The organism is Herbaspirillum sp. YR522, assembly GCF_000282575.1.
GTDB lineage: Bacteria > Pseudomonadota > Gammaproteobacteria > Burkholderiales > Burkholderiaceae_D > Herbaspirillum.
Genome location: NZ_AKJA01000129.1, coordinates 1 through 24,671, shown reverse-complemented (window position 1 = coordinate 24,671; position 24,671 = coordinate 1). Strand labels below are relative to the sequence as shown.

The 24,671-nt window shown below is 61.3% G+C and carries 17 protein-coding genes and 1 tRNA gene; 15 read left to right on the top strand and 3 right to left on the bottom strand.

What is annotated here, in order from left to right; translation table 11 throughout:
• Positions 1-198: 198 nt before the first annotated feature.
• The 3 genes from rho to PMI40_RS24100 form a co-directional block, all read right to left on the bottom strand.
• Positions 199-1,461: a transcription termination factor Rho gene (gene rho, locus PMI40_RS17780; RefSeq protein WP_008118191.1), complete on the bottom strand. Its 1,263-nt coding sequence runs from the start codon at positions 1,459-1,461 to the stop codon at positions 199-201.
• Positions 1,462-1,582: 121 nt separating this feature from the next.
• Entirely contained in the window at positions 1,583-1,909 is a 327-nt protein-coding gene (gene trxA / locus PMI40_RS17775; RefSeq protein WP_008118189.1) for a thioredoxin TrxA, read from the bottom strand.
• 34 nt (positions 1,910-1,943) lie between these two features.
• The gene (locus PMI40_RS24100) at positions 1,944-2,234 is read right to left on the bottom strand and encodes a hypothetical protein (RefSeq protein ID WP_157221604.1); all 291 of its coding nucleotides are present in this window, start codon (positions 2,232-2,234) and stop codon (positions 1,944-1,946) included.
• Between the two features lie 90 nt (positions 2,235-2,324).
• On the opposite strand from PMI40_RS24100, the gene PMI40_RS17770 reads away from it, so the two are divergent.
• The 15 genes from PMI40_RS17770 to PMI40_RS23000 all read left to right on the top strand — a co-directional run bounded on the left by PMI40_RS17770 (position 2,325) and on the right by PMI40_RS23000 (position 24,665).
• Complete coding sequence (locus tag PMI40_RS17770; RefSeq protein WP_008118186.1) at positions 2,325-5,075, top strand: PD-(D/E)XK nuclease family protein; 2,751 nt, start codon at positions 2,325-2,327, stop codon at positions 5,073-5,075.
• Entirely contained in the window at positions 5,066-8,503 is a 3,438-nt protein-coding gene (locus PMI40_RS17765) for an exodeoxyribonuclease V subunit beta (protein ID WP_008118184.1), read from the top strand. The genes PMI40_RS17770 and PMI40_RS17765 overlap by 10 nt, the downstream gene beginning before the upstream one ends.
• A 265-nt stretch (positions 8,504-8,768) precedes the next feature.
• Positions 8,769-9,977: a cation:proton antiporter gene (locus tag PMI40_RS17760; RefSeq protein ID WP_008118182.1), complete on the top strand. Its 1,209-nt coding sequence runs from the start codon at positions 8,769-8,771 to the stop codon at positions 9,975-9,977.
• Positions 9,974-11,203 (top strand): YbdK family carboxylate-amine ligase, encoded by a 1,230-nt coding sequence (locus PMI40_RS17755; RefSeq protein ID WP_008118178.1) that lies wholly within the window; start codon positions 9,974-9,976, stop codon positions 11,201-11,203. Before PMI40_RS17760 ends, PMI40_RS17755 begins: the two co-directional genes overlap by 4 nt.
• A 135-nt stretch (positions 11,204-11,338) precedes the next feature.
• Entirely contained in the window at positions 11,339-12,535 is a 1,197-nt protein-coding gene (locus tag PMI40_RS17750; RefSeq protein ID WP_008118176.1) for an NAD(P)/FAD-dependent oxidoreductase, read from the top strand.
• Between the two features lie 161 nt (positions 12,536-12,696).
• Positions 12,697-12,909 carry a 30S ribosomal protein S21 gene (gene rpsU, locus PMI40_RS17745; RefSeq protein WP_008118174.1) on the top strand — a complete coding sequence of 71 codons (213 nt, stop codon included), beginning with the start codon at positions 12,697-12,699 and terminating at the stop codon, positions 12,907-12,909.
• Between the two features lie 266 nt (positions 12,910-13,175).
• Entirely contained in the window at positions 13,176-13,622 is a 447-nt protein-coding gene (locus PMI40_RS17740) for a GatB/YqeY domain-containing protein (RefSeq protein ID WP_008118172.1), read from the top strand.
• Between the two features lie 40 nt (positions 13,623-13,662).
• Complete coding sequence (dnaG, locus tag PMI40_RS17735) at positions 13,663-15,462, top strand: DNA primase (protein ID WP_008118170.1); 1,800 nt, start codon at positions 13,663-13,665, stop codon at positions 15,460-15,462.
• 724 nt (positions 15,463-16,186) lie between these two features.
• Positions 16,187-18,418 carry an RNA polymerase sigma factor RpoD gene (rpoD, locus tag PMI40_RS17730; protein WP_369770850.1) on the top strand — a complete coding sequence of 744 codons (2,232 nt, stop codon included), beginning with the start codon at positions 16,187-16,189 and terminating at the stop codon, positions 18,416-18,418.
• A 51-nt stretch (positions 18,419-18,469) separates the two neighbouring features.
• Positions 18,470-18,548 (top strand) — tRNA-Ile (locus tag PMI40_RS17725).
• Between the two features lie 143 nt (positions 18,549-18,691).
• Positions 18,692-19,420: a DUF6387 family protein gene (locus tag PMI40_RS17720; RefSeq protein ID WP_008118166.1), complete on the top strand. Its 729-nt coding sequence runs from the start codon at positions 18,692-18,694 to the stop codon at positions 19,418-19,420.
• Between the two features lie 116 nt (positions 19,421-19,536).
• Positions 19,537-19,749: a helix-turn-helix domain-containing protein gene (locus tag PMI40_RS23415; RefSeq protein ID WP_008118164.1), complete on the top strand. Its 213-nt coding sequence runs from the start codon at positions 19,537-19,539 to the stop codon at positions 19,747-19,749.
• Entirely contained in the window at positions 19,746-21,521 is a 1,776-nt protein-coding gene (locus PMI40_RS17710) for a phage/plasmid primase, P4 family (RefSeq protein WP_008118162.1), read from the top strand. Before PMI40_RS23415 ends, PMI40_RS17710 begins: the two co-directional genes overlap by 4 nt.
• A gap of 430 nt (positions 21,522-21,951) precedes the next feature.
• Positions 21,952-22,146, top strand: a complete 195-nt coding sequence (locus PMI40_RS23410; protein ID WP_081496490.1) for a helix-turn-helix transcriptional regulator — start codon at positions 21,952-21,954, stop codon at positions 22,144-22,146.
• A 107-nt stretch (positions 22,147-22,253) separates the two neighbouring features.
• Entirely contained in the window at positions 22,254-24,665 is a 2,412-nt protein-coding gene (locus tag PMI40_RS23000; protein ID WP_008118158.1) for a phage/plasmid primase, P4 family, read from the top strand.
• The last annotated feature ends 6 nt before the right edge of the window (positions 24,666-24,671 follow it).

The window sequence follows — 24,671 nt, the reverse complement described above, 5'->3', positions numbered from 1 at the left end:
TGTCGATCACTTGCCGGTTTGGAAAAGTCCGAAATTATACAATCAAACGCCCCGGCCAGGCAAAACAGGCGTCGTCCCCAGCCCGCCGTGTGGCATTTCGGGTACCCGGTGTTTGCATCCTGGCAATGAATCGCTCGCCGGGCGTAAAAAAACGGCCGGCGCCGGGGCGCAGGCCGTTTTGTCGAGGTGATGCCGGATTTAGTTGCCGCGACGCATCATGTCGAAGAACTCGGCGTTGTTCTTGGTCGATTTCATCTTGTCGAGGATGAATTCCATCGCTTCGATCTCGTCCATGTCGTACATCAGCTTGCGCAGCACCCAGATCTTCTGCAACTGATCGGGCTTGATCAGCAGTTCTTCGCGACGGGTGCCCGACTTCGACAGGTTGATGGCCGGATAGACGCGCTTTTCGGCCAGGCGACGCTCGAGGTGCACTTCCATGTTGCCGGTACCCTTGAATTCTTCGAAGATCACGTCATCCATGCGGCTGCCGGTTTCGATCAGGGCGGTGGCGATGATGGTCAGCGAGCCGCCTTCCTCGACGTTACGGGCGGCACCGAAGAAACGCTTCGGGCGCTGCAGCGCATTGGCGTCGACACCGCCGGTGAGCACCTTGCCCGATGCCGGGATGACGGTGTTGTAGGCGCGTGCCAGGCGGGTGATCGAGTCCAGCAGGATCACCACGTCTTTTTTCATCTCGACCAGGCGCTTGGCCTTCTCGAGCACCATTTCGGCAACCTGCACGTGACGCGTGGCCGGCTCGTCGAAGGTCGATGCGACCACTTCGCCGCGCACCGAGCGCTGCATCTCGGTCACTTCTTCAGGGCGTTCGTCGATCAGCAGCACGATCATCACGGTGTCCGGATGATTGGTGGTGATGGCGTGCGCGATGTGCTGCAGCATCACCGACTTGCCCGACTTGGGCGACGCCACCAGCAGGCCGCGCTGGCCGCGGCCGACCGGCGCGATCAGGTCGATGATGCGGCCGGTGATATTTTCCTCGCCGCGCATGTCGCGTTCGAGTTGCAGGATCTTGTTGGGGTGCAGCGGGGTCAGGTTCTCGAACAGGATACGGTGCTTCGACGCCTCGGGCGGTTCACCGTTGACCTTGTCGACCTTGACCAGTGCAAAGTAGCGCTCGCCATCCTTGGGGGTGCGCACTTCGCCTTCGATGGAGTCGCCCGTGTGCAGGTTGAAACGGCGGATCTGCGACGGCGAGATATAGATATCGTCGGTCGATGCCATGTAGCTGGCATCGGGCGAGCGCAGGAAGCCGAAGCCGTCAGGCAGCACTTCGAGGGCGCCATCGCCAAAGATCTGTTCTCCTGATTTCGCACGCTTCTTGAGAATGGCGAACATCAGTTCTTGCTTGCGCAGGCGCGCGGCGTTCTCGATGTCGAGGCTGATGGCCATTTCCAGCAACGCAGAGACGTGCATCGCTTTTAATTCTGATAAGTGCATATGAGTGTCCCGGGACGGGAATTTATAAGGTGGGGGAGGGAGTTGCGTGGTGTGGTTTAAAAATGTCCGCCGCCATGCAGTCGGACCACGACGGCGCGGGCGCGCCGTCGTCGGGGAAAAATCAGATGTTGCTGTCGATGAACGAGGTCAGCTGGCCCTTGGCCAACGCGCCGACCTTCTGGGCGGCTGCCGCACCGTTCTTGAACAGGATCAGCGTGGGGATACCGCGGATGCCGAACTTGGCGGGAATGGCCTGGTTGGAATCGACATCGAGCTTGGCGATCTGCAGCTTGCCTTCGTATTCCTTGGCGACTTCTTCCAGGATCGGGGCAATCGCCTTGCAGGGGCCGCACCATTCAGCCCAGAAGTCGACCAGCACAGGCTTGTCGGACTTCAGCACATCGGCTTCGAAAGATGCGTCAGAGATATGTTTGATGTTTTCGCTCATGGCAGGTCCTCGGAATGAGGTAAGAATAAGGGGGTCAAATAGCGCCGTGGTCAGAGACCATATTGCCTGGCGTAGGCCAAACGCTTCCGGAGTTGCTGAGTCTACGTGGAGTCGTCGCGCGCCGATTCAAGTTGTTTTTGAAGCGCGCCAGGATGTTGCGGCGGGTACAAAAACAATCATAACCGATTTTTGCCAAAAGTGTCGTCGTGCCGGCGCTGTTGTTGTCAGGCGCCATCAGGGCCGGGCAGAAATCGCCGGCCCGCGCCGCGCGCGGCGTTGCGGCATGCCGGTGGCCGAAAGTACGCGGCGGCGGCGATGCTGGCATTACAATGCGCTGCTGTTGGAGTGGGCTTCCGATTGAAAAAATCTCTCGGGCCCAGAGAAAAAATCAATCGCCGAGTCCCCCGATCCCCGCATGACGCTAGCGACCATTTCGATTCCGCCTTCCGCCGATTTCTGGCAAGACGCCGTCACGCGCCTGCTGGCGCCCGACCAGCCGCTGGGCCAGGCGCTGGCGCAGCACGGCGAGGGCCAGGGCGCGCTCGACTTCTCGGGTTGCCAGCTGCTGGTGCCGGCGTTCTCGCACGCCCGCAACTTCAAGGCCGCGCTCAGCCGCGCGCTGCAGCGTCCTTACCTGGCGCCGCGCATCAATACCCCTTCCGGCCTGTTGGCGATGCTGCCCCCCGATGCATCCGCAGCGCCCCCGGAAAGCGAGCGCCTCATGCAGCTGTATGCCCAGCTGCGCGAGCACGGCTGGCTCAAGAAGATGTTCTCGGCGCGCCGCAATGCCGACCTGCTGCCGCTGGCGCAGACGCTGCTGGCGTTGTCGGACGAACTGACCCTGGCCTTGCTGCCCGAGATCCGGGCCGGCGCCGGCGCGGCCGACGTGGGCCGGGACCGCTGGCGCCAGGCGCTGGCGACCCTGCTCGAACCATTGGCCCCGAACGCGCACGGCATGCTGTCCGACGAGGCGCAACTGGTCTGGACCGTCTGGAAGAGCCAGCTCGATGGCAGCGACCGCCTGGTGCAGCGCTTCGATGCGTTGCTCAGGCTGGCCACGCATGCCGACCTGCCGCTGGTGTGGATCAGCCCCACCGCGCCCGAGGCGCTCGATTGCGCGTTCCTGCAAGCGTACGCCCGGCGGCAGCCGGTGTGCGTGCTGGGCATGGACTGGAGCGGCGTCGGCCTGGCCGGGCCGGCCGCGTTGTACGCCGCGGCCTGGCCCGAGCTGCTGCAGGACGATGCCGTGCCCTCGCCGCTGCCGGCACGGTTGCCGCCGCTGCCGCAGCTGTGCGCCGCCGCCGACCTCGAAGACGCCGCCGTGCAGGGCGCGCGCATCGTGCTGCGCTGGCTGGAGCAGGGCAAGGGCGAGATCGCGGTGGTGGCTCAGGACCGGGTCCCGGCGCGGCGCCTGCGGGCCTTGCTGGAACGGGCGCAGGTAGTGGTGGCCGACGAAACCGGCTGGAAGCTCTCGACCACCCGCGCCGCCGCCGCGCTGGCGGCCTGGAACGACCTGGTCGCCGCGCGCGGCGAGACCGGGGCCTTGCTCGACCTGCTGAAGTCGCCCTTCGTCTTCGCCAGCGACCCCGAGCGCGGCGAACGCATCATGCGCATCGAGGCGCGCCTGCGCCGCAACAACATCGCCGGCGACTGGAACACCCTGCAGTCGGTATTTGCCGAGCTCGACGAGGCCGGTGGCGAGCGCCGCTGGATGGTGCTGCTGGCGCGCCTGGCGTCGCGCTTTTCGGGGCGTCGCGACCTGGCCGGCTGGTGCCTGCTGGAGCGCGAGATGATCGATGCGCTCGATATGCAGCAAGCGCTGGCCGAGGATGTCGCCGGCCAGCAATGCCTGCTGCTGCTCGACGACATTGCCGGGCGCCAGGCCGGCACGGCGCTGGCCGACGAATTCACGTTTGCCGAGTGGCGCGCGTTGCTCAACCTGCGGCTCGATGCGACATCCTGCACGCCGCCCATCACCGACCGCCGGGTCGTGATGCTGCCCCTGAACGGCGCCCGCCTGCGACACTTCGACGCGGTGCTGGTGCTGGGCGCCGACGCCGCGCACCTGCCGTCGCCACCGCAGGAGACCCTGTTCTTCTCGAACGCGGTACGGCGCGAACTGGGCCTGGTCACACGCGCCGAACGGCAGCGCCAGCAGTTGCGCGACCTTACCGAGCTGCTGTGCGTCAATCCCGAGGTGGTGCTGTGCTGGCAAAGCCAGCAGAACGGCGAACCCAATCCGGTCAGTCCCTGGGTGCAGCGGCTGCAACTGAAGCTGGCCCAGCATGGCCTGCCCGGATTGCCCACGGTGCAGTTGCATGCACCCCTCTATGCATTGCAGGCGGTGAGCGCCAGCATGCCCGCCCCGAGCGCCCCCGACCTGCTGCCCGGGCGCCTGTCGGCCAGCGGCTTCGGCAGTTTCCTGGCATGCCCCTACCAGTTCTTCGCGGCGCGCATGTTGCGCGTGGCGGTGATGGACGAACTGTCCGACATGCCCGAAAAGCGCGACTACGGCAGCTGGCTGCACGAGATCCTGACCCGCTATCACGAACGCGTGCGCGACCAGCAGCCGCCCCAGGCGCAGCGCGCGACGCTGCTGCAGCAGATATCGGCCGAGGTGTTCGAGCGCGCGCTGGCACAGCATCCGGCGGCATTGGCCTACTACGCGCGCTGGCAGCGGGTGATGCCGGCCTACCTGCTGTGGGCCGCCGAACGCGAAGCCGCCGGCTGGCATTTCGTGTTTGGCGAACAGGCCATGTCGCAGACGCTGGCGTGGTCCGATGGCGCGGTCGAACTGCACGGCCGCATCGACCGCGTCGACGCCAACGACCAGGGCGAGCGCGCCGTGCTCGACTACAAGACCCGGGCGCTGCCCAGCCTGCGGCAGAAGGTGGCCGACGACGATGACCATCAACTGGCGTTCTACGGTCTGCTGGCCGGCGGCACCATCGATGCCGCATCGTATGTGGCGCTGGAACTGGCCGGGCAGGCGCTGGGCGACGCCGCCGCACCCGACTTCGGCGCCCGCCAGCAGGTGCTCAGGCAGCAGATCGCCGGCACCATGCAAGCCGTGGCGCATGGCGCGCCGCTGCCGGCCAACGGCGTCGAATCGGTGTGCCAGTATTGCGATATGCGCGGCCTGTGCCGCAAGGGGGCATGGCTGTGAACGAACCCCTGTTGCCGTCGGCCATCCCCTACGAGATCAACGACGTCGCCGCCGACGCCGCCAGTTTCACGCGCGCGGCCTGCGACCCGCGCCACTCGGTGGTGGTCGAGGCCTGCGCCGGCAGCGGCAAGACCTGGCTGCTGGTCGGGCGCATGCTGCGCCTGCTGCTGGCCGGCGCCCAGGCACCGGAGCTGCTGGCCATCACCTTCACCCGCAAGGCCGCGCAGGAAATGCGCGAACGGCTCATGGAGCTGTTGCACGAGCTGGCCCTGGCCAGTGACGAGCATGCGGGGCGGCTCTTGCTCGAACGCGGCGTGGCCGAGCCCGACCTGGCGCGCTTGCTGCCGCTGGCGCGCGGACTCTACGAGCGCATCCTGTCGAGCGAGCAGAGCCTGTCGATCGATACCTTCCACAGCTGGTTCGCGCGGCTGTTGCAGATTGCGCCACTGGCCGCCGGCGTGCCGCACGGCTACGCGTTGACCGAGAAGAACGGCGAGCTGCAGGACGAAGCCTATCGCCGTTTCATGCAAGGCTTGCGCCGCAGCGACGCCGCGCCGGTCAAGGCCGCACTGCTGGAACTGTACGAACTGGCCGGCGACTTCAATGCCCGCAACCTGCTCGATGCGTTTCTCGACAAGCGTGCCGAATGGTGGGCGTCGACCCTGGACGACGAGCGTGCCGGGGTGCAGGAATTCATGCACGAGCCGGCGCCCCTGCGCTGGCTGCAGGAGATGTGCGGCGAGGACGCGTTGGCCGATGCGCGCCTGGGATTGTGGCGCGACGGCAGCCTGCTGCAACGCCTGGGCGAAGTGGCGCGGCTGCTGGGGCAGGGCTCGCAAGCCAACCAGGCGCGTGCGGTGGCGATCGAGACGGTGCTGTCGCAGGCGCCGTCGGCCGAGGGCTTCGCCAGCCTGTTCGGCCAGTTCTTCGACGACAAGGACAAGCGCCGCAAGAACGGTCGCGTCAAGGCCTTGCTGGCGGCCTTGGCCAAGGTCGATGAACGCGGCGACGAATTGGCGCTGGCCGCCTTCGAGGACGAGTTCAATGCCCTCGGCGACGCGCTGGCCGAGCTGCAGCAGCGCAGCTTCGAGAAGCTGGTGCTGCAACTGAACCGGGCCTTGTTCGTGGCCGGTCGCGCCTATCTCGATTGCTACCAGGAGGTCAAGGCCGAGCAGCGGGTGTTCGATTTTGCCGATCTCGAATGGCATGCCTACCGGCTGCTCAACGACGAGGCCAGTGCGGCCTACCTGCAGACCCGCCTCGACGCGCGCTACAGCCATATCCTGCTCGACGAGTTCCAGGACACCAACCCGCTGCAATGGAGCATCGTGCGCGCCTGGCTGCAGGCCTACGGCGGCGATGCCCAGCAGCCCACGGTGTTCGTGGTGGGCGACCCCAAGCAATCGATCTATCGTTTCCGGCGCGCCGAGCCGCGCGTGTTCGTGGCCGCACGCGAGATGTTGCGCGCGCAGGGCGCCGTGGTGCTGCGCGCCAACCAGACCCGCCGCAACGCCACCGCCGTGGTGGAGTTGCTCAACCAGTCGTTCCTGCAAGGGGGCAACCCGCTGTATGCGCGCCAGAGCACGCTGGGACTGGAGGGCGGCGAAGTCTGGAAGCTGCCGCTGGCGCGCATCGAGGAACCGGTGCAGCAGGAGGCGCCGGAACCGGCTGCCGTGGCCTGGCGCAACCCGCTGACCACCCCCCGCCAAGAGCAGGAAGACGCCCGCCGCAAGCGCGAGGGCCAAGCCCTGGCGAGCGCCTTGCTGCTGGCGCGCGCCGAGGTCAGGGTGGCCGACGGTGCCGATGGGCGGGCGCTGCGCTGGAGCGATGTGATGCTGCTGGTGCGCAAGCGTACCCACCTGGCGGCCTACGAGAGCGCCTTGCGCGACGCCGGCGTGCCGTTCGTGTCGGACCGGCGTGGCGGCTTGCTGGAGTCGCTGGAGATCGCCGACCTGATCGCGTTGCTGACTTTCCTGATCACGCCCGATGACACGCGCGCGCTGGCGCATGTGCTCAAGAGCCCGATCATCGGTGCGGTGGACGACGACCTGATCCAGATCGCGCGACGCGACCGCGACGACAGCCGACATTGGTGGCAGCGTATGCTGGCCATGCGCGACGATGGTTCGGCCTCGGCCGCCATGGTACGCGCGGTACGGCTGCTGGATCGCTGGTTGCAGGCGGCACCGCACCTGCCGGTACACGACCTGCTGGACATGATCCTGCACCAGGGCCAACTGGTGGCCCGCTATGCACAGCACGCCCCGCCCACCACCCGTAGCCAGACGCTGGGCAACATCGCCGCTTTCGTCGAGCTGTCGCTCAACATGGACGCCGGACGCTATCCCAGCCTGCCCAAGTTCATCGATGCCTTGCGCGTGCTGGCGCGCAGCGGTGGCGGCGATGCTCCCGACGAAGCCAGCGTCGACGCCAGCGCCGACGCCGTGCGCATCCTCACCGTGCACAGTGCCAAGGGCCTGGAGGCGCCGGTGGTGGCGCTGCTCGATACCAACCATAGCGAGGGTGCGGAAGACCACGTCGGCATCCTGTGCGACTGGCCACAGGAACGCGATGCGCCGGTGCACTTCTCGGCATTCGGGCGCCGCGCCGAACGGGGGCGTGCGCGTCACCCGCTGTTCCAGGCCGAAGAGCAGTTCCGGCTGCAGGAAGACTGGAACCTGCTCTACGTGGCCGTGACGCGCGCCAAGCAATTGCTGCTGGTGAGCGGCGTGGCCGGCACGCGTGGCGCGGCTGCCGACGGCATGCAGGAAGGGAGCTGGTACCAGCGGCTGTTCTCGACGGCGGCCGCGGTGCGCGAGATCGACGCGCAGCAGGTCGCCGGTGAAGGCGACGCCAGTCACGCGGAGCGTTTCGAGCTGGCCTTGTTCGAACCGACGCCGCAGCCGCCGTCCTTGTTCGGCATGGCCGGCATTGACGACGATGACGCGCCGCTGCTGGCCGAAGATGGCAGCCTGGCGACCAGTGCCGCCATTGACGAAGGGGTGGCGCTGCACGCCCTGCTGGAGCGCGTGACGCACGGCGGGCGGTGGCCGGCGCAGCTGCCGGCGGCCGATGTGGTGGGCCCCTGGCTGGGCATCGATGCCGGGCTGGCAGCAGTGGTGCACGAACAGGCCCGGCGGCTGTTGACGCAGCCCGAACTGCAACGGTTTTTCGACCCCGCGCTGCACCGCGCGGCGCGCAACGAGATGGAGATCGTCACCCCCGGCGGCGTGTTGCGCTGCGACCGGGTGGTCATGTTCGACGACGAGGTCTGGGTGCTCGACTACAAGCGGCGCCTGCTCGATAGCGAACGCGCCGATTATGCGGCGCAGCTGGCGCGTTATCGGGTCGCGCTCATGTCGGTGTTTTCTGACAAGCAAATCAGGTCTGCTCTGATTACTGCCGATGGACGGCTTTGGGAACAATGAGGCACTTTCGAACACGAGCTCGACAATGGGAGTGAACCGGGGAAAAACAGAGCGAAAATTCGCACGAAGAAAATCAATTATTCCGTTGTAATATAAAAAAGACCATCGCGATGAGCTTTGCCCTCGGTTAGGCTGCGCGAGTCCCGGACGTCGCAATGTCGACGCCAGGCACGCATCATCGGCAGCAATCTGCCGACAGCCGTTTTGCCGGCCCAGGGCGCCGCGCGGTTTCCATCATCAGACATACCAATACTCAGGAGGAGTTATGGAGTGGGCTCTTCCGTCTTTCACCTTGACACAGACGCTGCAATGGAACGCCTTGCTGGTGTTCGGCGGCTTGCTGCTGCTCGGGCTGATCGCGGGCTATGTAGTTTCCAAGTCGCCGTGGGTGCCACGCATCACCGGCTACCTGCTGGTTGGTTTCCTGCTGGGCGCCGGCGGCCTCAACCTGCTGTCGGGCGAGATCCTCAAGGTCACCAATATCTTCGCCGACATCGCCGTGGCGCTGGTGGTGTATCAACTGGGTCGCTACGTCGACATCGGCTGGCTGCGCCGTGAAAAATGGCTGCTGGCCACCGTGGCCACATCGGCCGTGCTGTGCTTCGGCTTCGTCAGCATCGCCTTGACCTGGTTCGGCACCGATTCGGTGATGGCACTGCTGGGCGGCGTGATGGCCATCGCCACCGCGCCGGCGGTGGTGCTGGTGGTGCTGCGCGATCTCAAGGCCGAGGGCCAGGTCACGCGGCGCCTGGCGGCGATGACCGCATTGAACAACTTCGTGGCCGTGCTGGCTGCCTATGCCTTGCTGCCGGTGATCGCGCACGAGGCCGGCACGCCGGTGACCACCCTGATCCAGCACACCCTGTATTCGCTGGGCGGCTCGGCCTTGCTGGCCTGGCTCACCTATTGGTTGCTGATGCCACTGGCGCGCCTGTTGGGGCGTGAAGGGCGCTGGCAGTTCGTGCTGGTGATCTCGGTCATTGCGCTGGCCATCGGCGTGGCGCATGCGCTGCATTTGCCGGTGATGCTGACGATGCTGATCTTCGCCATCCTGTCGAAGAACCTGGATCGACAGTTCGACCTGATGGAGCTCGAGTTCGGGGTGGCCAACGAACTGTTCATCGTCATGCTGTTCGTCACCGTGGGCGCATCGATGCGCCTGACCGACCTGACCATGGTCGGCTTCACGGTATTGATATTGATTGCGGCGCGGTTCCTGGCGATGGCCTGCGGGGTGTTCGTGTTTGCCCGCTTCGCCCGCATGAACTGGCGCCAGGCCAGCTTGCTGACCTTGGGTACCCTGCCCATGACCGAAGTCGGGGTAGGGCTGATGCAAACGGTGTCGTCGCTGTACCCCAGCACCACGGCCGATGTGCTGCCGTTGCTGGCGGGCAGCCTGATCGTGCTCGAGTTCCTGGGGCCGGTGGCGACGCAGTTTGCGCTGATCAAATCTGGTGAAAGTGGACGCGAATGAATACCGAGACATCAACCGACACCGTGATCGAGGCCGCGCCACGCCCGACCCACGTCGAGCAGCCGCAGGGCAGCGCCGGCATCCTGCCGTTTTCCAGCTCGACCGCCTTCACCATGGGCATCGAGCTCGAACTGCAACTGGTGAACCGGCGCAACTACAACCTGGCCAGCGACGCGGTCGACCTGCTGAACTGGATCGAACCGCGCGAAGTGCAAAAGCAGATCAAGCTCGAGATGACGCAAGGCATGATCGAGCTCAATTCCAACGTGCACACCCGGGTCGACGAACTGATCGAGGAATTGAAGGGCTTGCGCGCGGCGCTCAACAACGGCGCGCGCTATCTCAACATCGATGTCTCCGGCGGCGGCGCGCATCCGTTCCAGCATTGGAACGAACAGCGCATCACGCCCAGCGAGCGCTTTCATTACCTGCACGAGAAATACGGCTACCTGGCCAAGACCTTTACCGTATTCGGCCAGCATATCCACATCGGCGTGCCCAGTGGCGACGACGCGCTGTACCTCACGCATGCCTTCTCGCGGTACGTGCCGCACTTCATCGCCTTGTCGGCCGCATCGCCCTTCTACCAGGGTGCCGATACCCGTTTCGATTCGTCGCGCAGCAACGTGGTGCGGGCGTTTCCGCTGTCGGGCACGGCGCCGGTGCATACCCGCTGGGCCGAGTTCGAGACCTACTACGATGAATTGCTGCAGATGGGCATCATCAAGAGCATGAAGGATTTCTACTGGGACATCCGGCCCAAGCCCGAATACGGCACGGTCGAGATCCGCGTCTGCGATACCCCGCTCACCATCGAGCATGCCGCCCACCTGGGTGCCTATGCGCAGCTGCTGGCGCGCTGGGTGCTGACCGAGCGGCCGTTCGAGCTGACCGACGACTTCTACCTGCTGTACCAGTTCAATCGCTTCGAGGCCAGCCGCTTCGGCCTCAACGGCATGCTGGCCTTGCATGGCGCGACCCCGGCCGAATCGCGCAAGTTGCCGATCTTCGAGCACCTGCTGCAGACCCTGCAACAGCTCGAGCCCTATGTGCAGAACGAGGCCGAGCGGGTCACCTTGCAGCGCTTGCGGCGCATCGCGCACGATCGCCTGTCCGACGCCAGCTGGCTGCGCCAGGTGTTCGCCCAGCGCGGCACGCTCAACGACATGATGCGATTGTCGTCCGAGCTGTGGATGGGCGAGAACCCGCCACCGTACTTCCAGTAGCGCCGGGGCGACCGCCTTCGCGCACCACGGAGCCGGCCTCGCAAGACGCCGGCTCTTGTCTTTTGGGCGCAGGATCGCCGACAATCACGCTTTTGATACGAGCTCGGGGGCCTCCGAGATTGGGCGGAGGGGTAGATGAGCAAGCAATTCGATGTCGCCGTGATCGGCGCCGGCGCCGCCGGCATGATGTGCGCGGCCGTCGCCGGCCAGCGCGGCCGGCGCGTGGTGCTGATCGATCATGCGTCACGCCTGGCCGAGAAGATCCGCATTTCCGGTGGCGGCCGGTGCAACTTCACCAATATCGCGGCCGCCCCGCAGAACTACCTGTCGCAGAATCCCCATTTCTGCCGTAGTGCCTTGTCGCGCTATACGCCGCAGGACTTTCTTTCGCTGATGAAGCGCCATCGCATCGGCTATCACGAAAAACACAAGGGCCAGCTCTTCTGCGACAACTCGGCCGAGGACATCATCGCCATGCTCAAGGCCGAGTGCGACCTGGGCAATGTCAGCTGGCGCATGCCGTGCAGCGTGGCGCAGATCGGCCGTAGCGGCGAGTCGTTCCGCATCGACACCAGCGCCGGCGAGATCACCGCAGCGAGCGTGGTGATTGCCACCGGCGGCCTGTCGATTCCCAAGATCGGCGCCACCGACTTCGCCCATCGCATCGCGCGCCAGTTCGACCTGCGGCTGGTCGAGCCGCGCCCGGGGCTGGTGCCGCTGACCTTTGATGGGCGCGCCTGGCAGCCCTTTGCGGAACTGGCCGGGATCGCGCTGCAGGTCGAGGTGGAGACCGGCCAGAAGAAGGCCCGTGGCCATTTCCTGGAAGACCTGCTGTTTACCCACCGAGGCCTGTCGGGCCCGGCGATCCTGCAGATATCGAGCTACTGGCAACCCGGCACGCCGCTGACCCTTAACCTGTTGCCCGAAGTCGACCTGGCCGAGACCCTGATTGCCGGCAAGGGCGCATTGAAGAAGAACCTGGGCAACCTGCTGGCGCAGTGGATGCCGACGCGGCTGGCCGAGGGCTGGTTGCGCGTCAACGGCTTCGACGCCGGTGCCCGGATCGCCGACCTGCCCGACAAGGCGCTGCGCCAGCTGGGCGATTCGCTCAACCGCTGGGTGGTCGTGCCGGCCGGCTCGGAAGGATATCGCAAGGCCGAGGTCACGCTGGGCGGGGTCGATACGCGCGAACTGTCGCAGCAGAGCATGATGGTCAACAGCGTCCCGGGCCTGCATTTCATCGGCGAGGCGGTCGATGTCACGGGCTGGCTGGGCGGCTATAACTTCCAGTGGGCCTGGGCATCCGGGGTGGCTGCCGGTCTGGCCGTGTAGTTCATGCGATATCTGATGTTTGAGCCAGCAAGTGACTGATTTTTCGGGGCTTTTTCACATCCGGGTGGAAAAAATGCCACGACCGGACTTCCAATCAGGCTTGTGCTCTGCTAGAATCGCTTTCTTTGCTAATTCAATCTAACCTTTTGGTTTGACTTTACATGACCACTATTCGCGTTAAAGAAAACGAGCCGTTCGAAGTCGCAATGCGTCGCTTCAAGCGCACCATTGAAAAGACCGGTCTGCTGACCGAGCTGCGCGCACGCGAGTTTTACGAAAAGCCAACTGCCGAGCGCAAGCGCAAGCTGGCTGCTGCAGTCAAGCGTCACTACAAGCGTATCCGTAGCCAACAGCTGCCGAAAAAGATGTACTAAGAATTTCTCGCCGCGCGTTCGCGCGGTTGATGTGACAGCCCGCTCCGGTGTAGTCCGCAGCGGGTTTTCGCATTCTTCGCCGTATCGGCACTGGTTTGCCGCCGTATTGTGTTCCATGCGCGACGGGTATCGCACGCCACCGGACTGGCGAGTGGCCATTCCATGATCTACGATGGTCCGGGATGCTGCCGGCGGCGACTGCTCCCGGTGCGCGTGGCCCGACAATAGCGGGCGGTCTCCTCATCTATTCTCAATCGGAGCAAGCAATGGGTTTGAAAGAACAGATCACGGAAGACATGAAGGCCGCCATGCGCGCCAAGGAAGCCGGCAAGCTCGGCACGATCCGCCTGATCACCGCCGCGATGAAGCAGAAGGAAGTCGACGAGCGTATCGAACTGACCGACACCCATGTGCTGGCCATCATCGAGAAGATGATCAAGCAGCGGCGTGACTCGATCAGCCAGTTCGAGGCCGGCGGTCGCCAGGACCTGGCCGACATCGAGAAGGCCGAGCTGCAGATCCTGTCTACCTATATGCCTGCGAGCCTGTCGGAAGAAGAGATCAAGGCCGAGGTGGCCGCGGCCGTTGCCGCCACGGGCGCCGCCGGTGCCCAGGACATGGGCAAGGTGATGGGCGTACTCAAGCCGAAGCTGGCCGGCCGCGCCGACATGACCGTGGTGTCGGCCCAGGTCAAGGCCGCGCTGGCCTCCTGAACGCATCCTCATTGCACATTCATAGCTGCTTCCCAGCCCGGTGATCCCACAGTCGTTCATCCAGGACCTGCTCAATCGCGTCGACATCGTCGACGTGGTGGGCCGCTATGTGCAGTTGAAGAAGGGCGGCGCCAACTTCATGGGGCTGTGCCCGTTCCATAACGAGAAGTCACCCAGCTTTACCGTCAGTCCCACCAAGCAGTTCTATCACTGCTTCGGTTGCGGTGCGCACGGCACGGCCATCAGTTTCCTGATCGAGTATTCCGGCCTCGGCTTTGTCGAGGCGGTCAAGGACCTGGCCCAGAACGTGGGCATGGTGGTACCCGAGAACGAAGACCGCCTGCTGCCGGCGCAGCGCGCCGAGAGCCAGGCCAAGAGCCTGGCCCTGTCGGACGTGCTGTCGCGTGCCAATGATTTCTACCGCCAGCAGTTGCGTACGGCCCAGCCTGCCATCGACTACCTCAAGGGGCGCGGTCTCACCGGCGAAGTCGCGGCCCGTTTCGGGCTCGGCTATTCGCCCGACGAGTGGGACGGCCTGCGCCAGGTGTTCAAGGATCGCGACTACGACAACGAAGCGCTGGTCGAATCGGGCCTGCTGATCGACAAGAGCGAAGAGGGTGGGGCACACCGCAAGCGCTACGATCGCTTTCGCGGTCGCGTCATGTTTCCCATCCGCAATACCAAGGGTCAGGTGATCGGCTTCGGTGGCCGGGTCATGGACGGCGGCGAGCCCAAGTACTTGAACTCACCCGAAACGCCTCTATTTTCGAAGGGTAGCGAGTTATACGGTTTGTTCGAGGCGCGACAGGCCATCCGCGAGGCTGGCTACGCATTGGTCACCGAAGGTTACATGGACGTGGTGGCCTTGGCGCAGCTGGGTTTTCCGCAGGCGGTCGCCACGTTGGGTACGGCCTGCACGCCGGTGCATGTGCAAAAGCTGTTGCGCCAGACCGACCAGGTGATCTTCAGTTTCGACGGCGACGGCGCCGGACGCCGCGCGGCACGGCGTGCACTGGAAGCCTGCCTGCCGCATGCCTCGGACAACAAGACCATCCGCTTCCTGTTCCTGCCGGCCGAGCACGACCCCGACAGCTACGTACGCGAAATGGGCGCCGAAGCCTTCGAGCAGCAGATTCGCGAAGCGCTGCCGCTGTCGCAGTTCCTGTTGCGCGAGATCATCGGCGAGAATGACCTGGCCACGCCCGAGGGGCGCGCACACGCGCAGTTTGCCGCCAAGCCCATGCTGCAGGCCTTGCCGGCATCGGCCCTGCGCTTGCAGATCGTGCGCAGCGTAGCGCAGGTCACGCAGTCGACGGCAGCCGAGATCGAGACGTTGTTCGAGCTCGAAAAGCCGGTGGCGCGGGTCCAGGCCAAGGCCCCGCGCAGCAAGCGCACCGCGCCGGTCGGCCTGGAGCGGCAAATCGTGCGTTGGCTGGTGGCCCACCCACGGTTGGCGGGCGACCTGGACGACGAAGCGCTGCAGGCAGTGGCCAGCATTGCGCCGGACCGCGCCGAAATGCTGGGCCATCTGGTGGGACTGGTGCGCAGCATGGGCGAGCAGGCCAGTTTTGCCAGCCTGGTCGAGCACCTGCGCGAGTCCGGACCCGAGTTCGATTCGTTGATCGCCGAGATCGCCGCCGAATCCGAATCCGAATTCGACGCGGTGCGTGCCGAATTGGCGGGCGCGGTGCGGCAAAGCAAGATTCGCGCAATCGAGGAAGAACTGGCCACCCTGATCGCCGGGGGCCTCAAGGCCGAAGACCAGCGCCACCGCTATCGCGAGCTGACGCAGCAGAAGGAAGCGATCAAGCGCTTGCCGGCGGCGGTAGTGGCAAATTGAGCGCGAAACCGTCGGAAATGGCGTATAAATCGCGAAAAGTGGGTAAAGCGCAGCAAATTAGTGTTTTTTAAGGCCCCGATGGACGTCGATGGCGCTTGATCGGGAAGAAAAGAGCCCTATATCTATGCTATGATGTAAGGCTTTAGTCCCGCCGGACAGCAATGGCATTTTTCATCCGGTGGGCCAGCGGCGACGCATGTTTCCCGTCGGGAAGATGCGGAAAATCCAAGCCGCATTGATCGTTGATCGGCGAAACTGCCTGTCGTCAGCGATCGCCAGGGGGCAAAAAGGAACGTTGCGCGTGCAGCCGGAGTCTATCGGGTTGTCAAAATTCCGGTACCGCTTTGCATCATTAGCATGACTTGATTGGCGCAATGAGTGTGAATCTCAATTGGCAGTTGATTCTATGGCAAATGCAATGAAGAAACCCGCGAAATCTCCGGTTGCTCCCGCAAAGAGCGTGAAAGCGGCAACGGCAGTAAAATCCTCCGTCGGGGCATCCAGCTCGAAGACGGCGGCCGCCAAGCAGGCGGCCAAGGCGCCCGTGGCCAATGCAGTGAAATCGACGGCCAAGACTGCGACAGCAGGGACGCCGAAACACGCGGTAGCCAAGGGGGCTCCCGCCAAGCCGGTACGTGCAGCAGCGCTAGAAGCGACTGCGGCGCCAGCCAAAAAGTTATCCCAAGCCGCCGAACAAGCGGTTTCTGTGAAATCGAAGACCTCCGTGACGACCAAGAAACCCGAACCCAAGACAGCCGCCAAGTCCACCAAAGCCGCACAGGTGGAAGGCAAGGACGCTGGTGCGACCTCCGCATCCTCGAGCGTGAGCCAAACCACTGATGCCGCAGCGCTGGCGGCCATCGACACCTCGGGCTACATCCTGCCGTCCGTCAAGGTGCCGGGCCGTCGCGGCCGCAAGCCGAAGGAATTCCAGCCTGAGAGCGAAGAAATGGCGGCCCTCAACGCGGTCGAGCGCGCCGAGCTCAAGGCGGTCGACAAGGCCAAGGCCAAGGACCGCAAGGCCAAGGAAAAGGCCTTGCTCAAGGACGCCTTCTCGTCCGATACCGAAGCCAGCGAAGAAGAACTCGAGCGCCGTCGCCAAAAGCTCAAGACCCTGATCAAGCTGGGCAAGGAGCGCGGTTTCCTGACGTACTCCGAAATCAACGACCACCTGCCCGAGAACATCGTCGATCCGGAAGCGATCGAAGGCATCATCGGTACCTTCGCCGACATGGGCATCTCGCTGTACGAGCATGCTCCTGACGCAGAGACCCTGCTGCTGTCGGACAACGTGGCCAACGTCGCCAGCGATGACGACGCCGAGGCTGCCGCCGAAGCGGCGCTGTCGACGGTCGACTCCGACTTCGGTCGCACCACCGACCCGGTGCGCATGTACATGCGCGAAATGGGTTCGGTCGAACTGCTGACCCGCGAAGGCGAAATCGAGATCGCCAAGCGTATCGAAGACGGCTTGAAGGACATGATCCAGGCCATCTCCGCCTGCCCGACCACGATCGCCGAGATCCTGGCCGCGGCTGACCGCATTTCGAAAGACGAGATCAAGGTCGACGAGATCGTCGACGGCCTGGTCGACCTGAACGAATCGGTGCAGCAGGTAGAAGCCGCATCGGCCTCTGACGACGAAGAAGACGAAGAGGACGACGAGGACGAAGAAGACGAAGAGGAAGAAAGCGAAGGCACCGGCACTGCCGGCGCCGCCGGTTTCTCGGCCGAGCAGCTCGAACAGTTGAAGCGTGATGCGCTGGGCAAGTTCGGCGTCATCGGCACCCAGTTCGAGAACATGCGCAAGGCGTTCGAGAAGGAAGGCTACAATTCCAAGCCCTACGTCAAGGCGCAAGAGATCATTTCCAACGAACTGCTGGGCATCCGCTTCACCGCCAAGGTAGTCGAGAAGCTGTGCGACACGTTGCGTGCGCAGGTGGAAGAAGTGCGCCAGGTCGAGCGTCAGATCCTGGACGTGGCGGTCAACAAGTGCAACATGCCGCGCAACCACTTCATCAAGGTGTTCCCGGGCAACGAAGTCAACCTTGACTGGGTCGACGGCGAAGTCGCCGGCAACCATGACTACAGCGTGGTGCTGGCCCGTAACGTGCCGGCCATCAAGGAACTGCAACAGAAGTTGATCGACCTGCAAGCGCGCGTGGTGTTGCCGCTGCCGGACCTGCGCGCCATCAACCGCAAGATGGGGGCTGGCGAGAAGAAGGCCCGCATGGCCAAGCGCGAAATGACCGAGGCCAACCTGCGCCTGGTGATCTCGATCGCCAAGAAGTACACCAACCGTGGCCTGCAGTTCCTCGACCTGATCCAGGAAGGCAACATCGGCCTGATGAAGGCAGTGGACAAGTTCGAGTATCGTCGTGGCTACAAATTCTCGACGTACGCCACCTGGTGGATTCGCCAGGCGATCACCCGCTCCATCGCCGACCAGGCGCGCACCATCCGTATTCCGGTGCACATGATCGAAACCATCAACAAGATGAACCGCATTTCGCGGCAGATCCTGCAAGAGACCGGCGCCGAGCCAGATCCTGCAACCCTGGCCATCAAGATGGAAATGCCGGAAGACAAGATCCGCAAGATCATGAAGATCGCCAAGGAGCCGATCTCGATGGAAACGCCGATCGGTGACGACGACGATTCGCACCTGGGCGACTTCATCGAAGACAACAACACGCTGGCTCCAGCCGACGCGGCGTTGCATGCTTCGATGCGCGGCGTGGTCAAGGACATCCTCGACTCGCTGACGCCACGCGAAGCGAAGGTGTTGCGCATGCGTTTCGGTATCGAGATGTCGACCGACCACACCCTGGAAGAAGTCGGCAAGCAATTTGACGTCACGCGAGAGCGTATTCGCCAGATCGAAGCCAAGGCACTGCGCAAGCTGCGTCATCCTTCGCGTTCGGACAAGCTCAAGAGCTTCCTCGAAGGCAATTGATCGAGAGTGTCAGAGCTGGCCGGTGATGTTAAAATCGCCGGCCATCTTTTTGGCCCTCTAGCTCATGCTTGGTTAGAGCAGCGGACTCATAATCCGTTGGTGCCGTGTTCGACTCACGGGGGGGCCACCAGTATTTAAAGGGATTCCAAGAGATTGGAGTCCCTTTTTCTTTGTGCGCCTAAAAGCACGGGGTTACAATGGCGGTCAAATTTGATCAATTGAGCCGCCGCTCTCCACAGCAGATCTGAGAGACTCGCTCCTGCAGTTTATTCCATGCCTAGATCCTCCAAACCTTCTCCTTCCTGCCCACCATGGTTTCATCTGGAGCGTTACTCCCGCACCAAGTCTCTTGACTTCGATGGCTGGAAAACACAGATAGGCAATCGCATCTATCTGGAAGGGCTGATCGCCAGCGAGCAATACGAACTATTTGATCTTCACTTTACAGAGATCAGTGCCGGCCCGTTTCATGACATCGGCTTCGATGCAAACTACGCGGCGCCCTCTTCGGTATATCCCCTAACGATCGCAAAAACCATGACCATCATCGAAGCACTCATCGGCAACATGGAAGAAGATGAAGTAGATCGGCATACTCAATGTGATGCGAAGCTAACCGACATCGGTGCCGATGGGTTCTCGATGCAGCGGCACGTCACCATCGACCTTCGGGCGTCCGAGAGCAAAATAAGGCGGGACTTCGAAAAATACTTGACTGCAGAAATCCGAGCAAATCGTCAACGATTCGAGCGTAAGCGGGAGGCCGAAATCACGGAGACAGTCTTGGCATCTTGGTCTAGACAACGGATCCTCCCCTACCAAGATCTCATCTTGTGGTACCGACGGCAAGGAGAAAAGAGGCCATCTGGCCAGATACTATCCACATGGCTGTATCCAGATGGCACCGGGACCAAAGACAAGGTACGGGAAATCGGCGATGCTGCAGACTTTGCTTTCACCATGACCACATTGCGCCAACTAGCGATGGCAGCCGAATCCTGAAGCACCATTTTTCTGCGGGAAAAAATCCAGAAAAAGATCACGCCACTTAGAAAGTGCAACCGCATAAAGTCTCGTCTGTCCGGCTAATTCCTAGCCGGCCCTTCAACAGGACTAATATGCAATCTGATCTTTTCAGCCGTACAGCAGCAGCGCAATACCTCGGCGTCAAGCCGCAAACGCTTGCGGCCTGGTTCTCGACCGGGCGCTATTCCCTGCCTGTCGTCAAAGTAGGCCGTTACGCCAAGTATCGCCTTAGCGACTTGCAAGCATTCATCCAGGCCAACACTTTCGCCCACTCCGGCTCCACTCAAGGTGGAGAGTTGGCATGAGCACTAACGTGCCCGTGAAACAGGAGGAAGCGACCCTGCTTAGAAGCAATGGTGAGCAGGATGCTTTTGCCGACGTGCTTGACACCGCTGCAGCCACACTTGCAGAGCAAGGGCTGCCCGTTGGAGCCAGGGTGCGCCAGCACGCTCTTCTGCCACTTCAGCTGCTGAAGTGCAGAACCCTGCGCATTTGCTGCTCAGGTGAAGCGGCGTGCTCCAACCATAATGTCCTTACCGCTGCGGCCAAACAGCTTGGCAGATATGCGGGTATCCAAGACTTCACAACATCGAAGGGCTTGGCGACGCTCGGCTCGGCTATTGCAACTGCAGATACTACTCGACCGCCTTCGTGCGAGGAAATCCGAGAGAACGGTGCGACCACTTGCCCATCGGGTGGTTGTCCGTTGCCGGGTGGCAGCATCGCAGAATCACCAGAAGATCTTCTGCAGTGGAATTGCGCACACAAGGATATCGGCCACGTCACCCTCGCTCGATCCGTCGTTGCCAGCGAGTTTGGCAGCGGCTTACTTGTCGCACCTGGAGATAAGATGTATGCGCCTCACGAGGGTGCATACCAGCCTATTGATACCAGGAAGATCCAGAATCTGATCATCAAGCACCTGGGTGCTGACGCCACTATCAAGAGGGCTGATGCTATCCGCAAGATGATCCTGGCCATCGAACTTACAGATGCTGAAGCGCAGCCTAGCCCTAATCACATCTGCTTCACCAACGGGACATTGGACGTGACTACCGGACGACTGGGCGAACACAACATCGCCCACAGTCTGTTCAATCGCATTCCTCACAGTTATGTGTCGGGTAGCCAATGCCCGAACTTCATGGCCTTCCTGCATAGCATTTGGTCTGGTGATGTCGATACGGTGGAGAAGCATCAGTTCATTCAGCAGTGGATGGGCTACATGCTCACCGCAAACATTAGCCAGCAGTGCATGCTTATATTGAAGGGCGAAGGATCCAACGGCAAATCAGTTCTGATGGACATTGCACGCCACATCGTCGGTGAGGAAAATACCACCAGCGCTATGCTCCACAGGCTGAATCACCCTGATGTCCGTGCAACCTTGGAGAAGAAGCTGTTAAACCAATCCCCGGACTTGCCGAAGCTACGCCATGTTGCGGATGGAGAGTTCAAGGCGATCGTGGGCGGCGATTCCATCGAAGCGTCGGCAAAATACAAGCCGTCCTCTAAGTTCAAGCCCTATGTCAAGCTCATGACGGCAACCAACAGCATGCCGCATAGCGCAGACACAACTGAAGGATACTTCCGTCGCATAATAGTTCTGACCTTCAATCGTCAGTTCTCCGCAAGCGAACGAGATCCGAAGCTACTTGATAAGCTGAAGGAGGAGACGCCAGGCATTATCTCTTGGGCGGTCGCCGGAGCAAGGGCACTGCAAGCACTAGGCAGATTCTCGATTCCGCCGTCATCTGATCAGGAGGTCCGAGCGTATCGGACCGAGCTATCGCCTGCCAGGGGCTTTGCCGAAGAATGCCTTGTGCCGTCGCAGGGTCTCAGCGGTATCAAGGCTCAGGAGCTGTTCTCAGCGTACAGCAGCTGGTGCAGATCACACCACTTCTCGGCAGGAAACTCGATTTCGTTTGGCCGGGAGCTAAGTCGCCTGAGCTTCCGCTCTAGGAAGGTTGGCTCAACCGTCTGGATGGTCAGCCCCAGTGAGGCCGGACGACCGTACTTCCCGAACAATATCGCAAGCCTACCAGGGACACATCGCCAGCCAGCTCAGGTGATGTAATCCCAGTCAGTCTCCCCACCCTCAAAAGTGGGGAGCTGTCGGATCGACTCGGGCAGTTCGTTAGACCATGCCAACTGGCCGCAGGGAAGATAGGGAAGATGTCTGCGCAAAACCGTCTAGCCTCCCCCTTACGGTCAGAACGTGGCATCTGAAATTCCGCACATACAGTTCGCCATACACCTTAAGCTGTGAACCAGGACTGTGACCGTAGGGAAGATAGGGAGGATGCCTGCTTAAACTTCCTGCTGTCTGACATCGCAGATGCTGAAATATTCCCGGAAGAAGTCTTTCCGAGTGGAGCTCCGTACACCACTGCAATCGCAGCAATGAAAATTTTTTCATTTTTCCCGATCGCCCTCAGAAACCGAAGTTAACATACTGATAGGGTAAGCCAGAAAGCACCCATTTATAACAAAAAAGGAATATAAAAATGAGAGGAGATACAGCAAAAGCTATACACAACATGGGTGGAACAACCATGGTCAGCCGCAAGCTTGGAGTATCAAAAAGCACAGTCGGCAAGTGGATCCGCAACAATCACATCCCAAACCTGGATAAGGCAGAGATCGTCGCCAAGGCCAGCGGATTCGATGTATCGAGGCTTCGTCCTCGTTTCGAGCAGTAAGCACAGAGAAATGCCCTGCTTGCCGTTTCTTCATGGTGAAGATCGGCGAAAAAAATCCGCCCGAAACGACGAATCTCGGACGGAGTACATAACGATAAAAACTATATATGACATATTTTAATCAATTATTAGAAGGCGAAAAAACGCCCGCAGCAGCACCGTCACAAGCTCATCTCCCACCGGCAGAAACAAACCCCGTAATCCGTGCCAAGGAGCTTTTGACCCTCGACGCGTCGATGGAAGGGGGAGTTAACTTTGACTTGACCAAGGAGCTTGCCTTCGAATGTCAGGACGATATCTTCGAACGCTGGATCCCCGATGGCGAAATCAGAGGCAAGCAATACGCCGCATTAAATCCGACTCGGAATGACGGAAGCATTGGGTCTTTTACAGTCAATACAGAAAACGGAGTCTGGAAAGATTTTGCCGGGGCCAATAACGAGAGCGGATCCGACCTGATCAGCCTAGTTGCGTACGTGGAGGGAGGCATCAACCAAACTGAAGCCGCTCGCCTTATTTTGCAGCACATTGCATCGGGATCCGAAGCCATCGCTGCGGCTAGGGTAGCGAAGGGCGATTTCAAAAGACGTACAGACCAGCCTGAATTCATCGCCGTCATGCCAGTACCTGAGGACGCACTTACACGACGGCCCATTTACTTCGGTGCACGTCTTGGGAAGCCGACCGCTACTTGGGCCTATCGTAATGCAGCCGGTGAGATCTTGTTCCTCCAGAACCGGTTTGACACTGCAGAGGGGAAGACATATCTCCCACAGACGTACTGCAAGGATAAGACCGGACATCCCTCCTGGCAATTGAAAGCACCGCCAGAGCCTCGCCCCGCATACGGATTAGATCGGCTAGCAACAAGACCTGAAGCACCCGTCCTCTTCACAGAGGGAGAGAAGGCAGCAGATGCCGCCCAGAGCCTTTTCCCCGACTTCGTGGCAGTCACCACCTTGAATGGAGCAAAGTCGCCTGAAAAGACCGATTTGATGCCTTTTGCAGGGCGCACCGTTTATATCGCTCCGGACAACGATGAAGCTGGTATTGCTTATGCCAAGTCTCTCAACGATTTGCTTTCAGCAGTCGGAGCTCAAGTAGCGGCCATCATGGATCTGAAGCTTCTGACAAAGCCTGGAAGTGATCTCCCCAAAGGCTATGATCTTGCCGATGCCCTACGTGATGGATGGACATCCCAAACGCTTGCGGACCTTGGCCATGATCTATGGATAGACAACCCCTGGATGACTCCCTGCGAATACGCTCTGGAAGATGAAGGAGCGTCAGTTCCCGCAAGTCCACGCTTATCGGGCAGGAAGCAAGACCCATCTCCCATGCAGATGGCAAAAGAGCTGGGACAGAAACTCTTCGGAGGTCACCTTGCCTGCTTCGATAACAAGATGCTTGCATATGCAGAAGGTTATTGGAAGGTTCTCAAGCAAGACCTAGAAGTGCGAAATCCAATTCTGAATTATCTTGGAGACGCAGCAACCCCAAGAAAGATAAACACGATCTTCGAACTGATTAGAACCAATCACGCCGCAGACCCAGCGATGTTCGAAAGAAGATCGAATCTGATATGCCTGAAGAATGGAACACTGGAACCAATCTCAGGGAGGTTGCTTCCGCACAGTCCAGATCACAAATTGACAAACGCCCTGCAGATTAAATTTCTACCGGAAGCGGAATGCGCCCTGTGGCTGCAAACACTAGAAGAAATCTTTGCGCCAGATGCCGACAAGGAGAGCAAGATCAGGCTGCTACAGGAGTTCAGCGGCTACTGTCTGATCCCGGATACAAAGATGCACAAGTTCCTATGGCTCGTCGGCGCTGGGGGCAATGGCAAGTCGCTTGTTCTTTCAGTGCTGCAGGCTCTTGTTGGGTCTGCGAATATCAGTAATGCTGCCATCGAACGCCTACAGGATAAGTTCGTCAGAGCTGAGCTCTTCGGTAAACTGGTGAACATCAGCTCCGAGATGAGCGCCCAAGCAACGATCTCCGACGGCTACCTGAAGCAGATCACGGCTGGGGACGAAATCGAAGCGGAGCGCAAGTTTGAACCGTCCTTTTCGTTCAGACCATATGCTCGATTGATTGGTGCAACGAATAGCCTACCGAGACTGCTGGACCATTCTGATGGATTTGCACGGCGTGCCATCATCCTGCAGTTCAATCGCCAGTTCAAAGAACACGAGAGAGATATACATCGAGAAGAAAAGCTGATGGCCGAGTTACCTGGCATTTTGAACTGGGCGGTCACTGGGCTGCAAAATCTGCTGCGTCGTGGTAAGTTCGATGCTCCACCTAGCTCTCACCAAACAATTGAATCGTACCGACTGAATTCAGATCCGGTCCGCCAGTTTCTTCTAGAACTTTCGGATGAGGCGGTAATGTACGACTTCAAGGCTGGGGTTAGAAGCAGTGATTTGTACCAGCGATATCGCACTTGGGCAACGGAGAATGGCTATCAGGGCCTTTCTTCCAGCGCCCTCGGCGGCAGGGTAATCCTCCCTTAAAACCAG